General features: G+C 72.9%; 15 protein-coding genes and 1 pseudogene. 5 read left to right on the top strand and 11 right to left on the bottom strand.

The features are described 5' to 3' along the window. Positions 1-78 precede the first annotated feature (78 nt). Together AB0I77_RS04810 and AB0I77_RS04805 are read left to right on the top strand one after the other, a co-directional pair. Complete coding sequence (locus AB0I77_RS04810; RefSeq protein ID WP_363281153.1) at positions 79-288, top strand: hypothetical protein; 210 nt, start codon at positions 79-81, stop codon at positions 286-288. Positions 289-388: 100 nt separating this feature from the next. Continuing rightward, a complete protein-coding gene (locus AB0I77_RS04805) occupies positions 389-1,642 on the top strand; it encodes a M14 family zinc carboxypeptidase (protein WP_363280894.1) in 1,254 nt (417 codons plus the stop codon). Positions 1,643-1,695: 53 nt separating this feature from the next. On the opposite strand, the gene AB0I77_RS04800 is transcribed toward AB0I77_RS04805, so the two are convergent. The 3 genes from AB0I77_RS04800 to AB0I77_RS04790 form a co-directional block, all read right to left on the bottom strand. Then, positions 1,696-2,115 carry an SSI family serine proteinase inhibitor gene (locus tag AB0I77_RS04800; RefSeq protein ID WP_363280893.1) on the bottom strand — a complete coding sequence of 140 codons (420 nt, stop codon included), beginning with the start codon at positions 2,113-2,115 and terminating at the stop codon, positions 1,696-1,698. Next, positions 2,112-3,476 carry a M14 family zinc carboxypeptidase gene (locus AB0I77_RS04795; RefSeq protein ID WP_363281146.1) on the bottom strand — a complete coding sequence of 455 codons (1,365 nt, stop codon included), beginning with the start codon at positions 3,474-3,476 and terminating at the stop codon, positions 2,112-2,114. The genes AB0I77_RS04800 and AB0I77_RS04795 overlap by 4 nt, the downstream gene beginning before the upstream one ends. Positions 3,477-3,661: 185 nt before the next feature. Next, the gene (locus tag AB0I77_RS04790) at positions 3,662-4,213 is read right to left on the bottom strand and encodes a DUF1707 and FHA domain-containing protein (RefSeq protein ID WP_363280892.1); all 552 of its coding nucleotides are present in this window, start codon (positions 4,211-4,213) and stop codon (positions 3,662-3,664) included. Positions 4,214-4,409: 196 nt separating this feature from the next. Between AB0I77_RS04790 and treZ the strand changes: the two genes are divergently transcribed. Further along, positions 4,410-6,155, top strand: a complete 1,746-nt coding sequence (gene treZ, locus AB0I77_RS04785) for a malto-oligosyltrehalose trehalohydrolase (protein WP_363280891.1) — start codon at positions 4,410-4,412, stop codon at positions 6,153-6,155. 62 nt (positions 6,156-6,217) lie between these two features. Here the strand turns inward: treZ and AB0I77_RS04780 are convergent, their stop codons facing one another. From AB0I77_RS04780 to AB0I77_RS04765, 4 genes and pseudogenes are all read right to left on the bottom strand, one after another. After that, on the bottom strand, positions 6,218-7,198 hold the full coding sequence (locus AB0I77_RS04780) for an aminoglycoside phosphotransferase family protein (protein ID WP_363280890.1): 981 nt from the start codon (positions 7,196-7,198) through the stop codon (positions 6,218-6,220). Between the two features lie 48 nt (positions 7,199-7,246). Continuing rightward, positions 7,247-8,375: pseudogene (locus AB0I77_RS04775) on the bottom strand (aminopeptidase P family protein). A 185-nt stretch (positions 8,376-8,560) separates the two neighbouring features. Further along, positions 8,561-9,196: a PDZ domain-containing protein gene (locus AB0I77_RS04770; RefSeq protein WP_363280889.1), complete on the bottom strand. Its 636-nt coding sequence runs from the start codon at positions 9,194-9,196 to the stop codon at positions 8,561-8,563. 125 nt (positions 9,197-9,321) lie between these two features. After that, entirely contained in the window at positions 9,322-10,188 is an 867-nt protein-coding gene (locus AB0I77_RS04765; protein WP_363280888.1) for a LysR family transcriptional regulator, read from the bottom strand. Between the two features lie 87 nt (positions 10,189-10,275). Between AB0I77_RS04765 and AB0I77_RS04760 the strand changes: the two genes are divergently transcribed. Further along, the gene (locus AB0I77_RS04760) at positions 10,276-11,001 is read left to right on the top strand and encodes a hypothetical protein (RefSeq protein ID WP_363280887.1); all 726 of its coding nucleotides are present in this window, start codon (positions 10,276-10,278) and stop codon (positions 10,999-11,001) included. Positions 11,002-11,016: 15 nt separating this feature from the next. On the opposite strand, the gene cyc2 is transcribed toward AB0I77_RS04760, so the two are convergent. Further along, entirely contained in the window at positions 11,017-13,173 is a 2,157-nt protein-coding gene (gene cyc2, locus AB0I77_RS04755) for a germacradienol/geosmin synthase Cyc2 (RefSeq protein ID WP_363280886.1), read from the bottom strand. A 298-nt stretch (positions 13,174-13,471) separates the two neighbouring features. Between cyc2 and AB0I77_RS04750 the strand changes: the two genes are divergently transcribed. Beyond that, positions 13,472-13,729 (top strand): hypothetical protein, encoded by a 258-nt coding sequence (locus AB0I77_RS04750; RefSeq protein ID WP_363280885.1) that lies wholly within the window; start codon positions 13,472-13,474, stop codon positions 13,727-13,729. A 232-nt stretch (positions 13,730-13,961) separates the two neighbouring features. Here AB0I77_RS04750 and AB0I77_RS04745 read toward each other — a convergent pair whose 3' ends face one another. The 3 genes from AB0I77_RS04745 to AB0I77_RS04735 all read right to left on the bottom strand — a co-directional run bounded on the left by AB0I77_RS04745 (position 13,962) and on the right by AB0I77_RS04735 (position 16,762). After that, on the bottom strand, positions 13,962-15,134 hold the full coding sequence (locus AB0I77_RS04745) for a damage-control phosphatase ARMT1 family protein (RefSeq protein WP_363280884.1): 1,173 nt from the start codon (positions 15,132-15,134) through the stop codon (positions 13,962-13,964). A 43-nt stretch (positions 15,135-15,177) separates the two neighbouring features. Next, positions 15,178-15,825 (bottom strand): ScbR family autoregulator-binding transcription factor, encoded by a 648-nt coding sequence (locus AB0I77_RS04740; protein ID WP_363280883.1) that lies wholly within the window; start codon positions 15,823-15,825, stop codon positions 15,178-15,180. A 70-nt stretch (positions 15,826-15,895) separates the two neighbouring features. After that, entirely contained in the window at positions 15,896-16,762 is an 867-nt protein-coding gene (locus AB0I77_RS04735) for a ScbA/BarX family gamma-butyrolactone biosynthesis protein (RefSeq protein WP_363280882.1), read from the bottom strand. Positions 16,763-16,846: the final 84 nt, after the last annotated feature.

Raw genomic sequence — 16,846 nt, 5'->3', positions numbered from 1 at the left:
CAAGGCTATTGAGCATGACCATCCGGGGCCAGACGGCCGTGATGATCAGGCTCACCCGTCCGCACCGCGGAGCCGGGCGTGTACGACTTCGCCGTACGCCGTGGGATCGCCCTCGCGACCGGCTCGCGCCCGCGTGTGCTCCCGGGGCTCGTACCGGACGGCCGGCGCGTGGTGACGAACGACGACGCGCTCTTCCGGCCACCGGCAGCGCGGGCCGCGGCCCGCCACCCCGTCCACCCGGACACCGGCAACCCCGCCGGCACCAATGTCCCCACCCGCCGGCGGTGAATGCTTCTGAGCGCCCCCTGGAGCCTCCCCCGTGGAGTCCTTGACACGTCAACGAGAGCATGGGGTACTGCGATGGCCAAGCCGGGCGGAAGTGACGGGGGTGAGTCTCCTGCCGGATCTGCGGTACCCCACGGTGTCCGAAATGTTCGCGACTGCCCGGGCGTTGGCCGCCCACAGACCCGGCGTGTGCACGCTGAGACAGGTGGGCGTCTCCCAGGCGGGCAGACCCCTCCATCTGCTGTCCGTGGGCCGTGCCCGACGTGCCGTGCTGGTGGTCGCGGGCGCCCACTCCAACGAACCGACCGGCGGCTCCACACTCCTCGCGGTCGCCGAACGCGTGCTGTGCGAGCGGGAGTTGCGGACCGGCACGTCCTGGCACTTCCTGCTGTGCGCGGACCCCGACGGGGCGAGCCTGCATGTCACCCCGGCGCCGCGCAGTCTGTTCGACTACCACCTCGGCTTCTACCGGCCCGCGGGACCCGAGCAGCCCGAGTGGTCGCCGTCACTGGTGCCGCCCGACCGGCTGCCGCCCGAGACCCGCGTGCTGACCGGCGTCATCGACGAGCTGCGGCCCTACCTCCAGGTGACCCTGCACGGCACCGATCTGGGCGGCAGCTGGGTGCAGTTGACGAAGGACGTCCCGGGTCTCGCGGAGCCGTTCGCCAAGTCCGCGGCGGAGCTGCACATCCCGGTGGAGACGGGTGCCTCGGACGCGGTGGGCTGGCCCGCCGCCGGGCCCGGGGTGCATGTGATGCCCGCCCCCGACGCGGACGCCGCGTACCCGAGCATGCCGGACGACGCGCGGCACAGCACCTGGTACCACGTGCACCGGTACGGCGGCCTGACCGCGGTCGTCGAGGTGCCGATGTGGGCGAGCGACCTGGTGGACGATCCGGCGCCGCATCCGGCCCCGGCGGCGGCGATACGACAGCTGGCCGGCCGGCTGATGCGGGACACGCGGGAGGTGGAACGGGTGCTCGCCGACGCGCTGCCGCGGCTGCGGGATCTCGACGGCCCGCTGCTGCGGGCCGCGAGGTGGGGGATGGAACTGGTGCCGGGGCTGGCCGCGGACTGGATGTTCACCCCGCCCACCGACCACACCAGGGCGTACGTCGGCAGCGTGGACGCGTTCGGACGCCGGCTGCCGCTGCGGGCGGCGGCCATGGTGCTGCGCGTCCTGCGGGAGACCGACGACCGGGCGGCGCCGCGCCTCGAACGGCTCGTCGCGACCTGGAGCGAGGCCTTCGCGGAGCGTTTCCGGGCCCGCTGGGTGCCCTTGGAGCACCAGGTCGAGCATCAGGCCCGCACGGTGGTCTCGGCGGCGCTGCACGCGCGCGACCGGCACGAGGCATGAGGGCTGTGCATGAGGGCTGTGCATGACGGCATGACGGCATGAGGGCATGAGGGTCAGCCGTCCAGCGCGAAGACCGCTCCTGTCCGCGCCCCCATCACACACTTGTTCGAGAAGGTCTCCGTGTAGTCGACCGGCCGCCCGTGCCACTCCCCGTACGCGTGGGCGGTCACCGGCGCGTGGACCATCGGGCAGTAGGTGTCCTCGGTCGACAGGGCGGGGATGTCACCGGCGGCCGTCTCCAGCTGTGCGCAGGCCTCCGCGGCGCGCCCGTGCCCCTGGGGCGGGTCGCACAGCAGCAGGGTGCCGCGCATGTCGCTGGAGCGGGCGTCGCCCGTGGTGACCGTGACGAAGAGCCAGTCGCCCCGGGCGGCCTCCCGGGGCGCGGCGTGCGCCGGGACCGCGGTGGCGAGGAGGAGGGCGGCCGCGGCCGGCAGGGCGGCCCGTACCGCATGCGGTGTGGTGGTGTGCGTCATTCCCGATGCATCGGCACGGCGGCCCCGGAACCCCACCCCGGCTCACCCGAACGGGAGCACGCGGGCGCGTTTCGCCCGGCGAGGTCGAACGCGGCGAGCACGACCCGCGACTGGTACTCGACCTGGCGGGCGACCGGGATCCAGCGCGCCCCGCAGCCGTCGCGGTAGTCGGCGCACCACTCGTCGACCAGCCGGTCCAGCTCCGGCAGCGCACCGGCCGGGTCGGTGCCGGCCCGCGTCACGAGCTGGTGCAGCAGCCCCGCCGTACGCAGGGCCAGCCGTCGTCCCGCGATGCGCAGGGCGGCCAGGTGGGCGGTGCTCAGGGGCGGCAGCGGGCGCGAGCCGTCGGGAATGTCGGGGTCCCACGCGTCGGCGAGGCCGGGGCAGACCAGTAAATAGTCCTCGACCGGGGCGAGCAGGCGCGCCACGTCCGGGGCGGCCGAGACATGGGGCCGGATCCGCGCGAGGAGCCGCTCCAGGAGCCGGGTGTCGTGGCGCAGCGTGTGGCTCACGGTGCGCAGGGCGGCGGCCGGGTCGGTGGGCGGGCTGCCGTCCTCCACCGCGCTCACGCCCCACATGGGCGCCTCGACCACGGCGGTCACCGTGCCGTGCCGGTGCGGGTGGAACCAGGTCGACTCGACGGCGGCCTCGGTGATCGCGGCGGCGAGGTCGCCTCGCCGGGGCGGCGGTATCCGGTAGACGGCGGGCCCCAGAGTCGGCCAGTACAGGGTGTCGTACGCGCCGAGTTCGCGCGGTATGCCGAGGCGGGCCGCGGTGTGCGCGACGCGCGCCGGGAGGCCGGGCAGGTCGCGGGTGAGCTCGACGAAGCCGCCGCCGACGTCGACGCCGTGCAGGGAGCACTGGAAGAAGGGCCGCAGCTCGTCCTGGAGGTCGAGCAGGGCGCGGGTTTCGGGCAGTACGGCGCCGGCCGCGCCGTCGGGCAGCCATTCCGGCTGTTCCAGGAAGCCGGGCCGGAAGAAGTTCCGGAAGTAGCGGCCGAGGGTGTAGGGGCCGTGCAGCCAGCCCTCGTTGCGGCGCAGGCCGTCGGGGTCGATGCACAGCAGCAGGTTCCAGGTGGCGTCGGCGCCCGCGGTGAGCGTGGGGTCGGCGAGGGCCCGTTCGGCCAGCCGCAGGGCGGTGGCGCCGCCCACGGGCTCGTTGGCGTGCGGTCCGGCGACGACGAGGGCCTGGCGGCTGCCGTGGCCGACGGAGAGCAGCCACAGGGGCGTGCCCGCGCGGGAGGTGCCCACCCGGCGCAGCCGGGCGTCCCCGGGGTGACGGGCGGCCAGCGCGGCCGCCCGGGTGCCGAGTTCGTCGACGGTGGGGTAGCGGAGGAGTGGCGGCAGGGCACACCTCCACATGTGGTGCCGTCGATTCACCTGGTGTGCATGGTGTACGCACAGTCAGTCACGAGTTGACCAGTACGTCAACACCGTGAAGAGGAAAGGGATTTCAGCCACAGCAGCGCGTGAAATCAAGGCCAGAGCTAGGGCCTGTCCGCCGGACAGGCCCTAAGGTCCGGCTCAGTCGCGGCCGGTCGTCCGGCTCAGGTGGCGGCGAGCCGGAAGGCCATCTGACCGAAGCCGACCTGGTCGCCCTCGCGGACGACGGCGGCACCGATGACCCGTCGCCCGTTGACCGTCGTGCCGTTGGTGGAGCCGAGGTCGCGCAGGACCCACATACCGCCCTGGCGCCTGAGTTCGGCGTGCACGCGGGACACCGTCTCGTGGGTCAGCCGCAGCCCGTTGGCGGGGTCGCGGCCGATGTGCAGCGGGTAGCCGTCGCCGGGGTGCGGCAGCAGCAGCTTGGGCAGCCGCTCGGCCTGCCAGGCCCTGCGCAGCCGTACGGTGAAGCCGGAGACGGCCTCGACGGTGCCGAACACCAGGCGGGCGACGCGGCTCTCCGTGGGCAGGTCGGCGGTGAGCGCCGCGAGCTCGTCGGACCGGCGGGCGGCGAGCGCGAGTTCCATGCGCCGGATGAACGTGTCGTGCGAGAGACGCCCCAGGGCGACGCCGTCGCGGAGCACCTTCAGCGCCCTGTCGCGCTCCGCGTCGGACAGCCGCGCGGGGTACGTGTTGAACTCGAAGGACGACGTCACGTTCGTGATTGTCGGGCAGTGAACGCCGGGTGTCCAGAAAACGCGGGAACGGCCGCCACGCGCGTGTGCCCGACGGCACCTGCCGCAACGGGACGGACTCATCGACGCATTGATCGCGTATTGATCGCGCGTTGATCGCGTTTTGACGCACCATGGACGGGCTACATCACGGTGAGCAGACGAAGGGGAACCGTCCGTGCAGTTCGAGGTGTGGGCACCAGAGGCCGATCGTGTGACGCTCCATTGCGAGGGCGCCACGCGCGCGTTGGAGCGTGATCCGGAACGCGCCGGATGGTGGCGGACGGAGGCCGAGGCGCGCGACGGCACGCGGTACGGCTTCGCGCTGGACGACGGTCCCGTGCTGCCCGACCCGCGCTCGCGCCGGCAGCCGGAGGGCCCGGACGGGCCGAGCGCGGTCGTCGACCACGAGCGGTACGCGTGGCGCGCCGAGTGGCCCGGCCGCGCGCTGCCCGGAGCGGTGCTGTACGAGCTGCACGTGGGCACGTACACGCCCGAGGGCACCCTGGACGCGGCCGCCGAGCGGCTCGGGCACCTGGTCGAACTGGGCGTGACGCACGTCGAGTTGATGCCGCTGTGCCCCTTCCCGGGGCGGCACGGCTGGGGATACGAGGGGGTGTCGATGTGGGCCGTGCACGAGCCGTACGGCGGCCCCGAGGCGCTGAAACGCTTCGTCGACCGGGCCCATGAGCTCGGTCTGGGCGTGATCCTGGACGTGGTGCACAACCACCTGGGCCCCTCGGGCAACTACCTGCCTCGCTTCGGCCCGTACTTCACGGACACGCACCACACCCCCTGGGGCTCCGCGGTGAACCTGGACGCGCCCGGCTCGGACGAGGTGCGGGCGTATCTGCTGGGCAGCGCGCTGGCCTGGCTGCGCGACTACCGCATCGACGGGCTGCGCCTGGACGCGGTGCACGCGCTGGCGGACACGCGCGCGTGCCACTTCCTGGAAGAGCTGTCGACGGCCGTGGACACCCTCGCCGCCGACCTCGGCCGCCCGCTGTTCCTGATCGCCGAGTCGGACCTGAACGACCCGCGGCTGGTCACCTCGCGCCAGGAGGGCGGCCTCGGTCTGCACGCGCAGTGGAACGACGACTTCCACCACGCCCTGCACACCGCGCTGACCGGCGAATCCCAGGGCTACTACGCCGACTTCGCGCGCGCTCCCCTGGCGTCGGTCGCCAAGACGCTCATGGGCGGCTACTTCCACGACGGCACCTATTCGAGCTTCCGGGGCCGGCGCCACGGGCGCCCCCTGGACCGTTCGCGCGTGGCGGCGCACCGGCTGCTCGGCTACGGCCAGACCCACGACCAGGTCGGCAACCGCGCCCAGGGGGACCGCCTCGCCGCCACGCTCTCGCCCGGGCTGCTGGCCTGTGCGGCGACGCTGACGCTGACCGCCCCGTTCACGCCGATGCTGTTCATGGGCGAGGAGTGGGCGGCGGGCACGCCGTGGCAGTTCTTCACCGACCACACCGATCCCGAGCTGGCCGAGGCCGTACGGCGGGGCAGGCGGCGGGAGTTCGCGGCGCACGGCTGGGCCGAGGAGGACGTGCCCGACCCTCAGGACCCGGCGACCCGCGACCGCTCCTGCCTGGACTGGTCCGAGCCGGAGAGCGAGCCCCACGCGCGCGTGCTGGCCTGGTACCGCCGGCTCATCGCGCTGCGGCACGAGCAGGCGGACCTCACCGATCCGGATCTCGCCGACACGAAGGTGGCGTACGACGAGCGGGAACGCTGGCTCGCCTTCCGGCGCGGGGACGTCCGGGTGGCCGTGAACCTCGCCAAGGAGCCGGCCGCCATCCCGCTCGGCACCCGCCCCGCGCGCGTGCTCGCCGCGTGGGAGCCCGTGGAGGCGCCCGGTGCGCACGGGATGCTCCAGATGCCCGGGGAGTCGTGCGTGGTGCTGTTGCAGGACTGACGGTCGCGTCGGGAGGCCGTACGGCCGTACGGCCGTACGCGCTCATGTCCGCTACGGGCCGCCTACAGGACGTCGTCCGCCTCGCCGTCCCGCAGTTCCGTGACCCGTTCCAGCAGGATCGCCTCCCAGGCGCGCCGCAGTCGGGTCCTCAGGAGCGGCAGGGGGCTGTCGTCGCGGCCCGCCAGGCCTGCGGCGAGGCGGACGACGGTGTCGCAGCGGGCGAGCCAGAGGCCGCGCAGGCAGGGGCGGGCGCCGTAGCCGGCCAGGGTGGCGGCGCGGACGGCGGGCGGGGAGCCGACGGCGAGCGCGAGGCCGGCGATGTCCTCGGCGGGATCGCCGACGGCCGCCTCGGACCAGTCGAGGACACCGCGCACCCGGCCGTCGGCGCTGACCACGAGGTGTTCGCCGGTGAGGCCGTGGTGGACGAGGACCGCGCTGCCGGGCTGGGCGGCGAGCTGGACCGCGGCCGGCGCCGCCAGCTGGAGGAGGCGGCCGGGGTCGAACTCGTCGGCCGCGCCCAGGCGTTCGGCGGCGCGTACGGCCTCCCGGCGCAGGGCCTCCAGGGATCGCGGGGCGACCCGCGGCACCCCGAGGGCCTCGGCCTGCCGTACCGGTACCTCGCGCAGCCCCGTGAGCAGCGCGGCCAGGTCGGCCTCGCCGAGGGCGGACACGTCGTGCTCCTCCCCCGAGCCGTCGGGCACCCTGGTGTCCAGGGTGTAGGCCAGCCCGGGAGCCCACTCGCCGTGCGCCACGCTCGTCGGCACCGCGACCGGCAGGTGCGGGCGTACGAGGTCGCGCAGGCGCAGCTCGCGACGCAGGCGGGCGGCGGCCTTGCGGTCGGGGGCGAGGCGCAGCACATGACGGGCGCCGACCCACCAGGTGAAGTGCTCGCGGCCCCCGGTCACGGGCCGGAGCTCGGGCCCGGCGGCGTTGTCCGCGCCGGACGTGCCGACGGTGCCGTCCGCGCTGTCCGTTCTCTCCTTGAGCAGGGAACGGACCAGTCGGCGGACGGTCTCCGCGGTGGGTGTCGGTGCCTGGGTCATGGGGCAAGCCGTTGTCGTTCGTGAGGCGGTAGGGGCTCCTGTGTCGCGTCAGTCCACTATGACCATCTCGCGGGTCGTGTCGTTGAGGCGGCGGCCGCCGTTCTCGGTGACCGTGACGATGTCCTCGATGCGTAACCCCGAAACGGCCCGGCAGATAGATGCCGGGCTCCACGGAGAAGCACATTCCGGGTACGAGGGGCTGCTCCTCGCCCTCGATCATGTACGGCGGCTCGTGCGTGGTGACGCCGATGCCATGGCCGGTGCGGTGGATGAAGTACTCGCCGTACCCGGCGTCGGTGATGACCGCGCGAGCGGCCCGGTCGACCTCCTGACAGGCGACACCGGGCTCTACCGCCCCAAAGCCCGCCTCCTGGGCGGCGCGCACCAGGTCGTGGACCTCGCGCTCCTCGTCGGTGGGGGCGCCGACGTGGAGCGTGCGGGAGGTGTCGGAGCCGTAGCCGTCCCTGAGGCCGCCGAAGTCGAGGACGACCATGTCGCCGCGCCGGATGACGCGGTCGCCGGCCTCGTGGTGCGGGTTGGCGCCGTTCGGTCCGGAGGCGACGATGGTGAAGTCGACCACCGCGTGGCCGTGGTGACGCAGCAACCGGTCGAGGTCCATGGCGATCTCGGACTCGCGGCGGCCGGCGAAGGGAACCTTCCGGATCTCCTCGAACGTCGCGTCCGCGGCCGCTCCCGCGGCCGCCAGCAGCTCCAGCTCGGCCGCGTCCTTCACAGCACGCAGCATCGGCAGGGCCTCGGTGAGCGAGGCGTAGGAGCTGCCGGGCAGCGCCTTGTGCAGTGCCAGCAGGTGCATGGCCCAGGCGTTGTCGCTGATGCCGAAGCGGCCGGTGGAGTCGAGGAGGGCCGAGGTGGCGGCGTAGGGGTCCTTGCCGTCGGTCCAGTCGCGCAGGGTCAGGGCGGGCGCGCCGACCGCCTTCGCGGCGTCCGGGGCCTCCAGGGCGGGGACGACGAGGACGGGGTCCTGTCCGGGGGCGAGGACCAGCAGGGTGAGCCGTTCGGTGACGGCGGGGGGCGCGTAGCCGGTGAGCCACACCAGGTCCGGTCCCGGCGCCACCAGCAGAGCGGCCAGCCCGGCGTCGGCGGCCGCTCGCGCGGCACGCTCCATACGGGCCCTGTAGTCGTCGGCGGTGAAGAGCGCGGGCGTGCTACCGGTCATCCGGGCCTCCCTGAGCGGGCGAAAGGGCTACGGGGAGCATCCTGCCCGGACAGCGGGGGCCGCGCGAGCCAGTTGTCACGTGTTTCGCGGGGCCACCCCCACCTCTCCCGGCGGACAGCCGTTCCTTCCCCGTGCCGGACGACGAGGAGCGGACCGGGAGCGGCTGACCGGTCACTTCCGGCTGGTCACGTGACGACCCCGGGGACGACCGTCAACTGCTGGTAGCCGCCGCTCTTGTGGCGCAGCGTCAGAACGATCTCCGTGCCGGGGCGGGCACCGGCGACCGCGCGGGCCAGGTCGGCGGCCGAGTCGATGCGGGTCCGGCCGAACGCGAGGAGCACATCGCCCCGGACCAGGCCCGCCGAGTAACCCGGGCCGGGGACATGGACACCGACGACCTGGGCGCCCACCTTCTCGGCGTCCACGGCCTCCAGGCCGAGGGTGGCGCCGCCCGCGGGGGCCGGTGCGGGCGCCGATGTCGAGGCCGCCGTGCCGGGACGGGCGTACGTCGACGCGGACGCGTTCCCCCGCGTCCCCGGCGGCCCCTGCCCCGCCTCCTGTCCCGATTGCTGCCCCGCCTGCTGTCCCGCCTGCCGTTGCAGCTCGGCGAGTTTGCTCATGCCGATCACCGTGGCGCCGACCGTGCCGAGGCCGACCCCGGTCAGGACCAGGACCGTCCCGGCGAAGACCGCCAACAGCAGGGTTCTCAGCCGTCGGCCGCGCTGTCGCGCGGCATGCGGACGCCGGGCGGGGCCGGGCTTGGGGCCGCCGCCGGGCTCCTGACCGGGCATCGGCTTGGGACGCAACGCAGCCTGTTCCATGAATCGCCTCCGGCTGGTGCTCTACCCGGGGCACCGGCGTCCGACGAGCCACGAACGAGTGAGACTGACCGTGAACCTGTGGCTCACGCACGTTCCACCAGCACGGCTGACCGTGAACCCGTGGCTCACGCACGTTCCACCAGCACGTCCGCGAGCCTCGCCGCGGCTCCGCCCGGTCTGCCCGCGTACACCAGTTCCGTCCGGTGCACGACCCGCGGCCGGCTGACCGGGACGGCGACCGCGCCCGGCACGCCACTGGCGGCGGAACGGGGCAGCGCGGTCAGGCCGTGGCCCGCGGCGGCCAGTGCGGTCAGCACCCGCACGTCCGTGCCCTCGTAGCGCAGGGCCGGGCGAAATCCGCGGCCGCCGTTCGCCGCGCGAAGCTGGGTGAGCGGCAGGCCCGCGTCGGGCGCGTCCAGCCAGCGGGCATCGGCGAGGTCGCTGAGGCGCAGGCCGGTGCGGCGGGCCAGTGGATGGGTGCCTGGCACAAGGACGCACACGGGTTCCTCACCCACGCCGTGCGTGGTCAACGGTGCCACGTCGGGCAGCCGCAGCGGGTCGCTGGGCGCGGCCAGGCCGTCGACCAGGCCCAGGTCCGCCGTGCCGGTGGCGACGGCCGCCGGGATCGCTTCGCGGGGCAGCACCCGCACCGTCACGCCCGCGACCGGAAGCGCCGCCACGACACGCGACCCGAGGGCTGTCGGCGCGGCGGCGAGCGTCAGCCCGTGCTCGGGCGCCGCCGCCATCCGTACGACTTCGGCGCGGGCCGCCTCCAGACGCAGCAGCAGCGGGCCCGCGTGTTCCAGCAGCCGCTCGCCGGCGGCCGTGGGCGCGACGGGACGGCGGCCGAGCAGTGGTGCGCCGAGATCCTGTTCGAGCGCGGCGATGTGCTGGGACACCGCCGACTGGGTGTAACCGAGCTCGCGCGCGGCCTCGGAGAACGAGGCGAGGCGGGCGACGGCGACGAACGTGCGCAGGAGATGCGGGTCCATGACCGGCAGGATGTCATCAGCTCGGCTTATCGAGGATGCAGAAATCATCGTTGGACGCGATCCGGCCGCGCCTCTCAGGATGAGGACATGACCTCCACCACCGCCCGCCTCGCCCTCGTCGGCGACCGCTCCCCCAACGTCGGCTCGCACACGCGCATCCCGCTCCTCCTCGACGCCCTCGCCGCACGCGACCGGCTCGTCCTCGACGCCTACTGGATCCCGTCCGAGGAGGCCGGGGACGAGGACGCCGTCAGCGGGTTCGACGCGGTGTGGGTCGTACCGGGGAGCCCGTACCGAAGTGAGGCCGGTGTGCTCGCCGCGATCCACACCGCGCGCGTGGCCGGCATCCCGTTCCTCGGCACGTGCGGCGGGTTCCAGCACGCGCTCCTGGAGTACGCCCGTGATGTGTGCGGGCTGACGCGGGTGGCGCACGCCGAGAACGATCCCGACGCCGACGACCCGCTCATCGAGCCGCTGGCCTGTTCGCTCGTGGGTCACGAGGGCGTGGTCGCGATCGAGCCGGGCTCGCTCGCCCAGTCCGTGATCGGCTCGGAGCGCACGGTCGAGCGCTACTTCTGCGCCTACGGCCCCTCCCGCCACCTCGACACGCTGCGCGCGCACGGGCTGCGCTTCTCCGGGTACGACGAGGACGGTCACGTCCGGATCGTCGAACTGCCCGGCCACCCCTTCTTCCTGGCCTCGCTGTTCCAGCCGGAGCTGTCCGGCGACGGCTCGCGCCCGCACCCGATCGTCCGGGCGCTGGCGCGAGCGGCGGTGGAGCACGCGGCGCGGGCGACAGGACAGCCCGTGTGACCCGCGCCGAGAGCGTCAGCCCACGGGCACCGCGGGAGCCCGGTCCGGAAGGAAGCCGTGGGCGCGACGGGACAGCCAGTCGGCCTTGTAGCGGTTGACCTCGCGATGCCAGTTCAGGATGCCGGCCATCCAGTTCTGCAGATCGGTCACATAGCCCTGCATGATCTCGCGCGCCTCGTCCGAGAGTTCGAAGTCGTCGTACACGACGGGCAGTTCGTGCGCGGCGACATGCTCGAACTGCCGCATGCGCTGGGTCGTCAGGTCGTGGACGACGCCGAGCGCGGTCGGGTAGTCGACGCCGAAGAAGTTCTGCACGACGAGGATCGCGTTGTGGATCTCGCCCTCGTACTCGATCTCCTTCTGGTACGAGAAGATGTCGTTGAGGAGGCACGCGTAGTCGACGGCGGCGTTCTCCAGCGAGCGGACCGGTCCGCTGCGGTACACCTCCGGCGGAACAGCGGGGCCGTGGCCCATCCGGCACAGTCCCATGGTGAGGTCGGCCCCGAAGGTGGCGCGGCGCATCTCCAGGTAGTCGACCGGGTCGGGGATGCGGTTCTGGATCTGGTTGGACACCTCCCACACCCAGCTCTCGGTCATGACGTCCACCGCGTCCTTGAGGGTGCGTCGTTGGTCGGGGGTCATCTCCGCCGTCGTACGCGTCCACAGGTCGGCGAGTCCGCGCTCCATGCCGTTGACCGGGACGACGGCCTCCTCGCCGTCGACCGGCATGCAGCCCGACAGGCGGTGCGTGGTCAGGCGGGCGGCGGCCAGGTCGCGGCGGTGGCCGAAGACGAGCGGGTAGTAGTCGTCGCCGTACGTCCCCCAGGCCAGCCACTGCGAGCTGAGGTCGAGCTCCTCCGGTGTCGCGTCCGGGTCCAGGCCCGCCGAGCACAGCGGGAGGTCGTACGCGGCGAGTTTGTCCTCGTCCCAGACGCCCTCCTGGAGGATGCCCATGCGGTTGACCCAGTCGGTGAGGCGCCGGCGGGCGCCGGGCAGGTGCGGGCTGAGCTCCAACTGGAAGGGCATGTACAGGTCGGGAATCAGGGACGGGCCGACCTTCTGGAACGGCACGTGCGTGTAGGCCCGCAGGCGTTCGACGCCGGCCGAGGCGAGCAGTGCGCCGACGTCGGCGGCGGAGGTGCCGGGTCCGGTCACCCCCTGCCATGGCTTGGTGGGCCGCGCTCGCGCGTTCATGTACCGGCTGGAGCGCATGTGCCATTCGTGGCCGCCGGACTGCCAGTCCTGGAGCCCCTGGGTGTACTTGGCGACCGCGGTCACCTCGTCCGGCGTGAGGCCCTTCTCCAGGGCCAGGGCGGGCACTTCGGTGAGCGCGGTGTGCTCGAACTGGTGCAGGCGTGAGGTGAGGACGTCATTGACGAGGTCGGCGGCCTCCTGGGTGGTGCAGCCGAAGAAGGTCTCCAGGACGAGCACTCCGTTGCTGAGCTCGCCCTCGTCCTCGACCTCCCGCTGGTAGGAGAACAGGTCGTTGCGCAGGTGGACGGCGTCGGAGAAGGTCTCCATCAGGACCCTCAGCGGCCTCGACCCGGCGACGGAGGCGGGCACTTCGGCGGTCGCGTACTCCACCAGGCCGGCCGACCAGGGGGCACCGCCCACCTTGCGGCGCATCTCGATGTACTCGACGGGGTTGGCGATCCGCCCCTCGTTGATGTTGGACAGTTCCCACAGGGACTCGTTGAGCAGGTGCTCGGTGGCGACGGCGAAGCGGCGGCGCCAGTCGGCGGACATCGACGGCACCGTGCGCGTCCACAGGTCGGCCAGGCCCGCCTCGACCGGGTTCTGCGGCTCGGGCATCGGGGTGGCGAGGTCCATCGGCATGAACAGCGGCAGCCGGTCCAGATAGGCCTTGCCGCCGGCGCGGTCCTGGGTGCGCTTGAAGATCTCCAGGAAGTGGTCGTCGAAGAAGAAGACCCACACGTACCAGTCGGTGATGAGCGAGAGGGCGGGCCCGTCGCAGTCGGGGTGTGTGTAGGCGCAGAGCAGGCCGTAGTCGTGCGCGTCCAGGTCGGCCTGCTCCCAGACTCCGGACCCCTCCAGCATGCCCATGTCGCGCGCCCACACCGTCGAATGGGCGCGGGCCTCGTCGACATGCGGGTTCAGCCGCGCGGGATACGGCATGTAGAAGTGCGGGAGTTCGAAAGGCTGCTGCGTCATGGGCGGGGCCCTACCCAGGGCCCCGCGACGGCATCCACGGGCCCGGACATGATCACACCATCGTGTGAATCGAGAACGAACCCCAGCGGCCGAGCCGCGCCGTCCGGTTCGCCACGTTCAACGCGTCCTTGAACCGCTCCGCCCAGGGCGCCCTCGTCACCGACCTGTCCACCCCGGACAACGCCCAGGCGCGCAACGCCGCCGAGACCGTCCAGCGCGTCGACCCCGACGTCCTGCAGCAGCTGCTGGACCACCCGGCGGTGCGGCTGCCGGCCACGCCTCCGGCGAGCGCGGCGGGGTGGAGGCGGCCCGGCTCCAGGGCGGCGCGAACACCTCGCACACGGGGAACCCGGCGTACGACACGGCAGACTTCGGGGACACCGCCCCGGGCAATCCGCGCGTCGACCACGTCCTCCCTTCCCAAGGTCTGGTCCCGGGCGCGAACGGCGTCTTCCGGCCGACGTCCGACGACCCGCTGTACCGGCTGGTGGGGAACGGGACGACGGTGCCGACGTCGGATCACCGGCTGGTGTGGCAGGACATACGCCTCATCTGATCCGCGTGCGAACGGCCCGCCCCACCTCCGCCCGCAGCGCCTCGACCGCGTGCACGGCGTCGACCTGTCCGCGCTCCAGCGCGGCCCCCATCCGCGGGAAGGCGATCTGCCGGTAGACGGGACGGCCCGCTCCCCCGCTTCTCCAGGATCTCGTTGACGGTCAGCGACTGGACGCTGTTGAGGACGTCGACGGCGAGCTTCCTGCCCTCGAGGTCGGTGGCGCAACGCCTCCTCACGGCCTGACCTGGACCAGCGCATGAGTTCCGCTGGTCCGCCAGCGCTGCCCCTCCGCGGCGACCAACGCGGCCTCCGTGCCGGCGTCGAGGCCGGTGATCACGTCGGACTTCAGGGTGCGCAGGGCGGCGACCTGGCCGGGGAAGTGGGCGGTGACGTCGGCGAACGGCGTGGTCGGCGGCCACCGGCGGTCACCCACCAGACGGCGGTAGTTGAGGTCGCCCTTGACGACGGTCAGTGCGGCGGCGGCGAGTTCCTCGCGGAGGTCGTCGGGCATCCGCGCGTACGGCAGCGGGGCGCAGGAGAAGGGGTGGGCGCGGACGGTGAGGCGGCCGTCGGCCATGGCGGACCACAGGCGGCGCCCGTGGTCGGCGGCCCGGCCCGGGGCCCGGGTGAGCCGGCGCAGGGCGTCGACCACGTCGGCGGTGGTGGCGTCGGAGACGTAGTAGGGGTACGGCTTGACGTGCAGGACGGCCCGCTGGATGCGCCCGTGGTCGAGGAGATGGGCGATGAGGAGGAGGTCGGGGATCAGCTCGCGGCCCGCGTTGTCGGCGATCACACACAGGGTGCCGCCGTCCGCGAGCAGCGACCAGAGGGTGTCGCTGTCGTCGGCGACCAGGCTCGGGGCCGCGGCCCGGTCCTCGGCGCCGGCGTCGGAGAGACGGAAGCCGAGGTCGGCGCGGTTGCCCCACAGGGAGCCGTGCAGCAGGGACTGCGCCTGTTCACCGGTGGACAGGGAGGCGAGGTCGTCGAGTGCGGCCAGTTCCTCGTCCGTCTCCCGCGAGTCGAGCTCGGCGAGCTTGAACGGCCGGAAGGGGTCGATGCCCTGCCAGGGGCCAGGGCCGAAGTAGCCGACGGCGTCGAGGAGTCGGCGGTAGAAGTGGCTCTCGGACCAGAGCCAGGGCACGTCGAACCAGGATCGGCCGGTGTACTCGTCCATGCCCCAGGCCGCCCAGCGGTCCCGGTCGGACGCGTCGGCGGGGAGGGGCTCGATCACGCCCTTCGTGCAGCTTTCGAGCAGGGCGTCGAGGGCGCGGTGCTGCTCGGGGCCGTACGGGAAGGCCTCGCGCACCTGCCGGACGATGGCGGGATGCCGCTCGGCGAGCACGCCGTGGGGGAAGGAGCCGGGTTCGTTGCCGAGGATCACGGGCACGGGCGGGGTGTCGGGCATGCGCCTCACGGTATCTCGCGTGCCCCACCCGTCAGCGCGCTCGTCACACCGCCCTGATCTCCTGCTCCAGCTGGGCGACGAGGGTCAGATAGCGGGCGCGCCGGGGTACCGGGACCAGCCCCCGGATCATCATGTGCCACATCTCGGCCAGCCGGCGCGGCTGACGAGCCACGGGTTCGAGGGAGCGGCCCACCACGCGCGTGCCGACGAAGAAACAGACCAGGGCGTGGGCCACGGCCTCGATGTCGGTGTCCGGATGGAGGTCGGCCTCCTTGACCGCGCCGAGGAGTTTGCGGGAGGCGAGGTCCAGCCACTCGGTGAAGGGGTGCCGCAGCGGCGGACGTACCTCCACTCCCCCGGTGGCCAGGCGGAGGCCGGCCCTGGGGATCGGGTCCTCGACGGACAGCCGCGCTATGCCGAACGTGATACGCATCAGCGCCTCGAGCGAGGTGTAGCCCCGGGCGTCCGTCTCCATCGCCATCTGGCGCGAGGCGCGGGACTGGAGCTCCATGATGGCGTGCGCCAGGTCCTCCTTCGCCGCGAAGTGGAAGTAGAGGGCGCCCTTGGTGACTTGGGCGTGTTCGACGATGTCGCTCAGGCTGGTCGATTCGTAGCCGTGCCGGTCGAACAGGTCGGCGGCGGCCGTGATGATCGTCGCGCGGGTCTGCTCGGCGCGTACTTGCCTCGGCATCGACGGAACACTCCTGGGACGGGAAAGAACGGGTCATGCCGTTTGTTTCTGACCTCCCTTACACGATAGCTCACCATGCCGCAGTACCGACCGTGCACTCGAAGACCGTCGACTCCCCCTGTTTTCCCACGACTTGTATGTCGGTGCCGTTCCCGTCCGTCGCCTCTATCCAGGCGGGTTCGTCCAGCTCGGCGTACTGGTGGAAGGCTATGCGGAACGACACGGGTGACCGGGCCCCCGCGGTCTGTGCCCGGGCGGCCTGGCGGGCGGCCTCCAGGAGCAGCATGCCGGGGGCATGGTCAAGCGGATGATCGAAGAAAACGGGATGCGCGGTATCTATTCTCAACTGCCAGCGGCCCGGCCGGTCGGCCGGGGCCAGGACGACGTCAGCCGGCAGGGCGCGGCCGACGGCGGCGGCCGGCACCGCGGGCGGCAGCGGCAGGGCGGAGACGGTGGCGAGGGTGCGACCGCCGCGCAGCCGTCGGTAGACGGCGTCGCTGGTACTGGTGAACGCGACGCGCGCGGTCGCGACGCACTCCCCGCCGCGCAGGACGTCCGCCGTGTAGCGGGCGCCCGCCAGCCGGCGGCCCCGGTACTGGACGTCGGTGAAGGCGAGTTCGACGACCACCTCGGCCGGTACCGCGTCGACGGCCAGGTGCTGGGGAAACGTGACGATGTCGAACTCCTGGAGCACGAAGTGGTGGTCCAGCGGCACGTCGTACTCGGTGTGCGATATCAGCGTCCCGCCCTGCCGCACCGTCTCCACGACGAGCAGGGGTTCGTAGGCGGACCGGTCGGGCGACACGTGTAAACCGTGACCACGGGGCCACTGCGCCGATACGGAGAACCGGTCGTCCGCCGTCCGGTGCCACCCGGTGAGGAAGGTCTCCGCGACGGCCGCGCGGTGGACGAGTTGACGAGGAACGGTCGCCGTCATCGACGGGCTTTCGGCAAGTTGCCGCGGTTGAGGCATCTCTCTCCCTACGGTCCCCGAAGCCATGGGCGGACGGCGAAGCGTCCA

This window comes from Streptomyces sp. NPDC050619, from assembly GCF_040654815.1.
In the GTDB taxonomy this organism is placed as follows: domain Bacteria; phylum Actinomycetota; class Actinomycetes; order Streptomycetales; family Streptomycetaceae; genus Streptomyces.
This window is presented reverse-complemented; position numbering and strand designations above follow the sequence as displayed.

Excerpts from the sequence above, each read along its gene's own strand:
- AB0I77_RS04800 (WP_363280893.1), bottom strand. The coding sequence starts at position 2,115 with ATGACGCACACCACCACACCGCATGCGGTACGGGCCGCCCTGCCGGCC.
- AB0I77_RS04795 (WP_363281146.1), bottom strand. The coding sequence starts at position 3,476 with ATGTGGAGGTGTGCCCTGCCGCCACTCCTCCGCTACCCCACCGTCGAC.
- AB0I77_RS04780 (WP_363280890.1), bottom strand. The coding sequence starts at position 7,198 with ATGACCCAGGCACCGACACCCACCGCGGAGACCGTCCGCCGACTGGTC.
- AB0I77_RS04770 (WP_363280889.1), bottom strand. The coding sequence starts at position 9,196 with ATGGAACAGGCTGCGTTGCGTCCCAAGCCGATGCCCGGTCAGGAGCCC.
- AB0I77_RS04765 (WP_363280888.1), bottom strand. The coding sequence starts at position 10,188 with ATGGACCCGCATCTCCTGCGCACGTTCGTCGCCGTCGCCCGCCTCGCC.
- AB0I77_RS04760 (WP_363280887.1), top strand. The coding sequence starts at position 10,276 with ATGACCTCCACCACCGCCCGCCTCGCCCTCGTCGGCGACCGCTCCCCC.
- cyc2 (WP_363280886.1), bottom strand. The coding sequence starts at position 13,173 with ATGACGCAGCAGCCTTTCGAACTCCCGCACTTCTACATGCCGTATCCC.
- AB0I77_RS04745 (WP_363280884.1), bottom strand. The coding sequence starts at position 15,134 with ATGCCCGACACCCCGCCCGTGCCCGTGATCCTCGGCAACGAACCCGGC.
- AB0I77_RS04740 (WP_363280883.1), bottom strand. The coding sequence starts at position 15,825 with ATGCCGAGGCAAGTACGCGCCGAGCAGACCCGCGCGACGATCATCACG.
- AB0I77_RS04735 (WP_363280882.1), bottom strand. The coding sequence starts at position 16,762 with ATGACGGCGACCGTTCCTCGTCAACTCGTCCACCGCGCGGCCGTCGCG.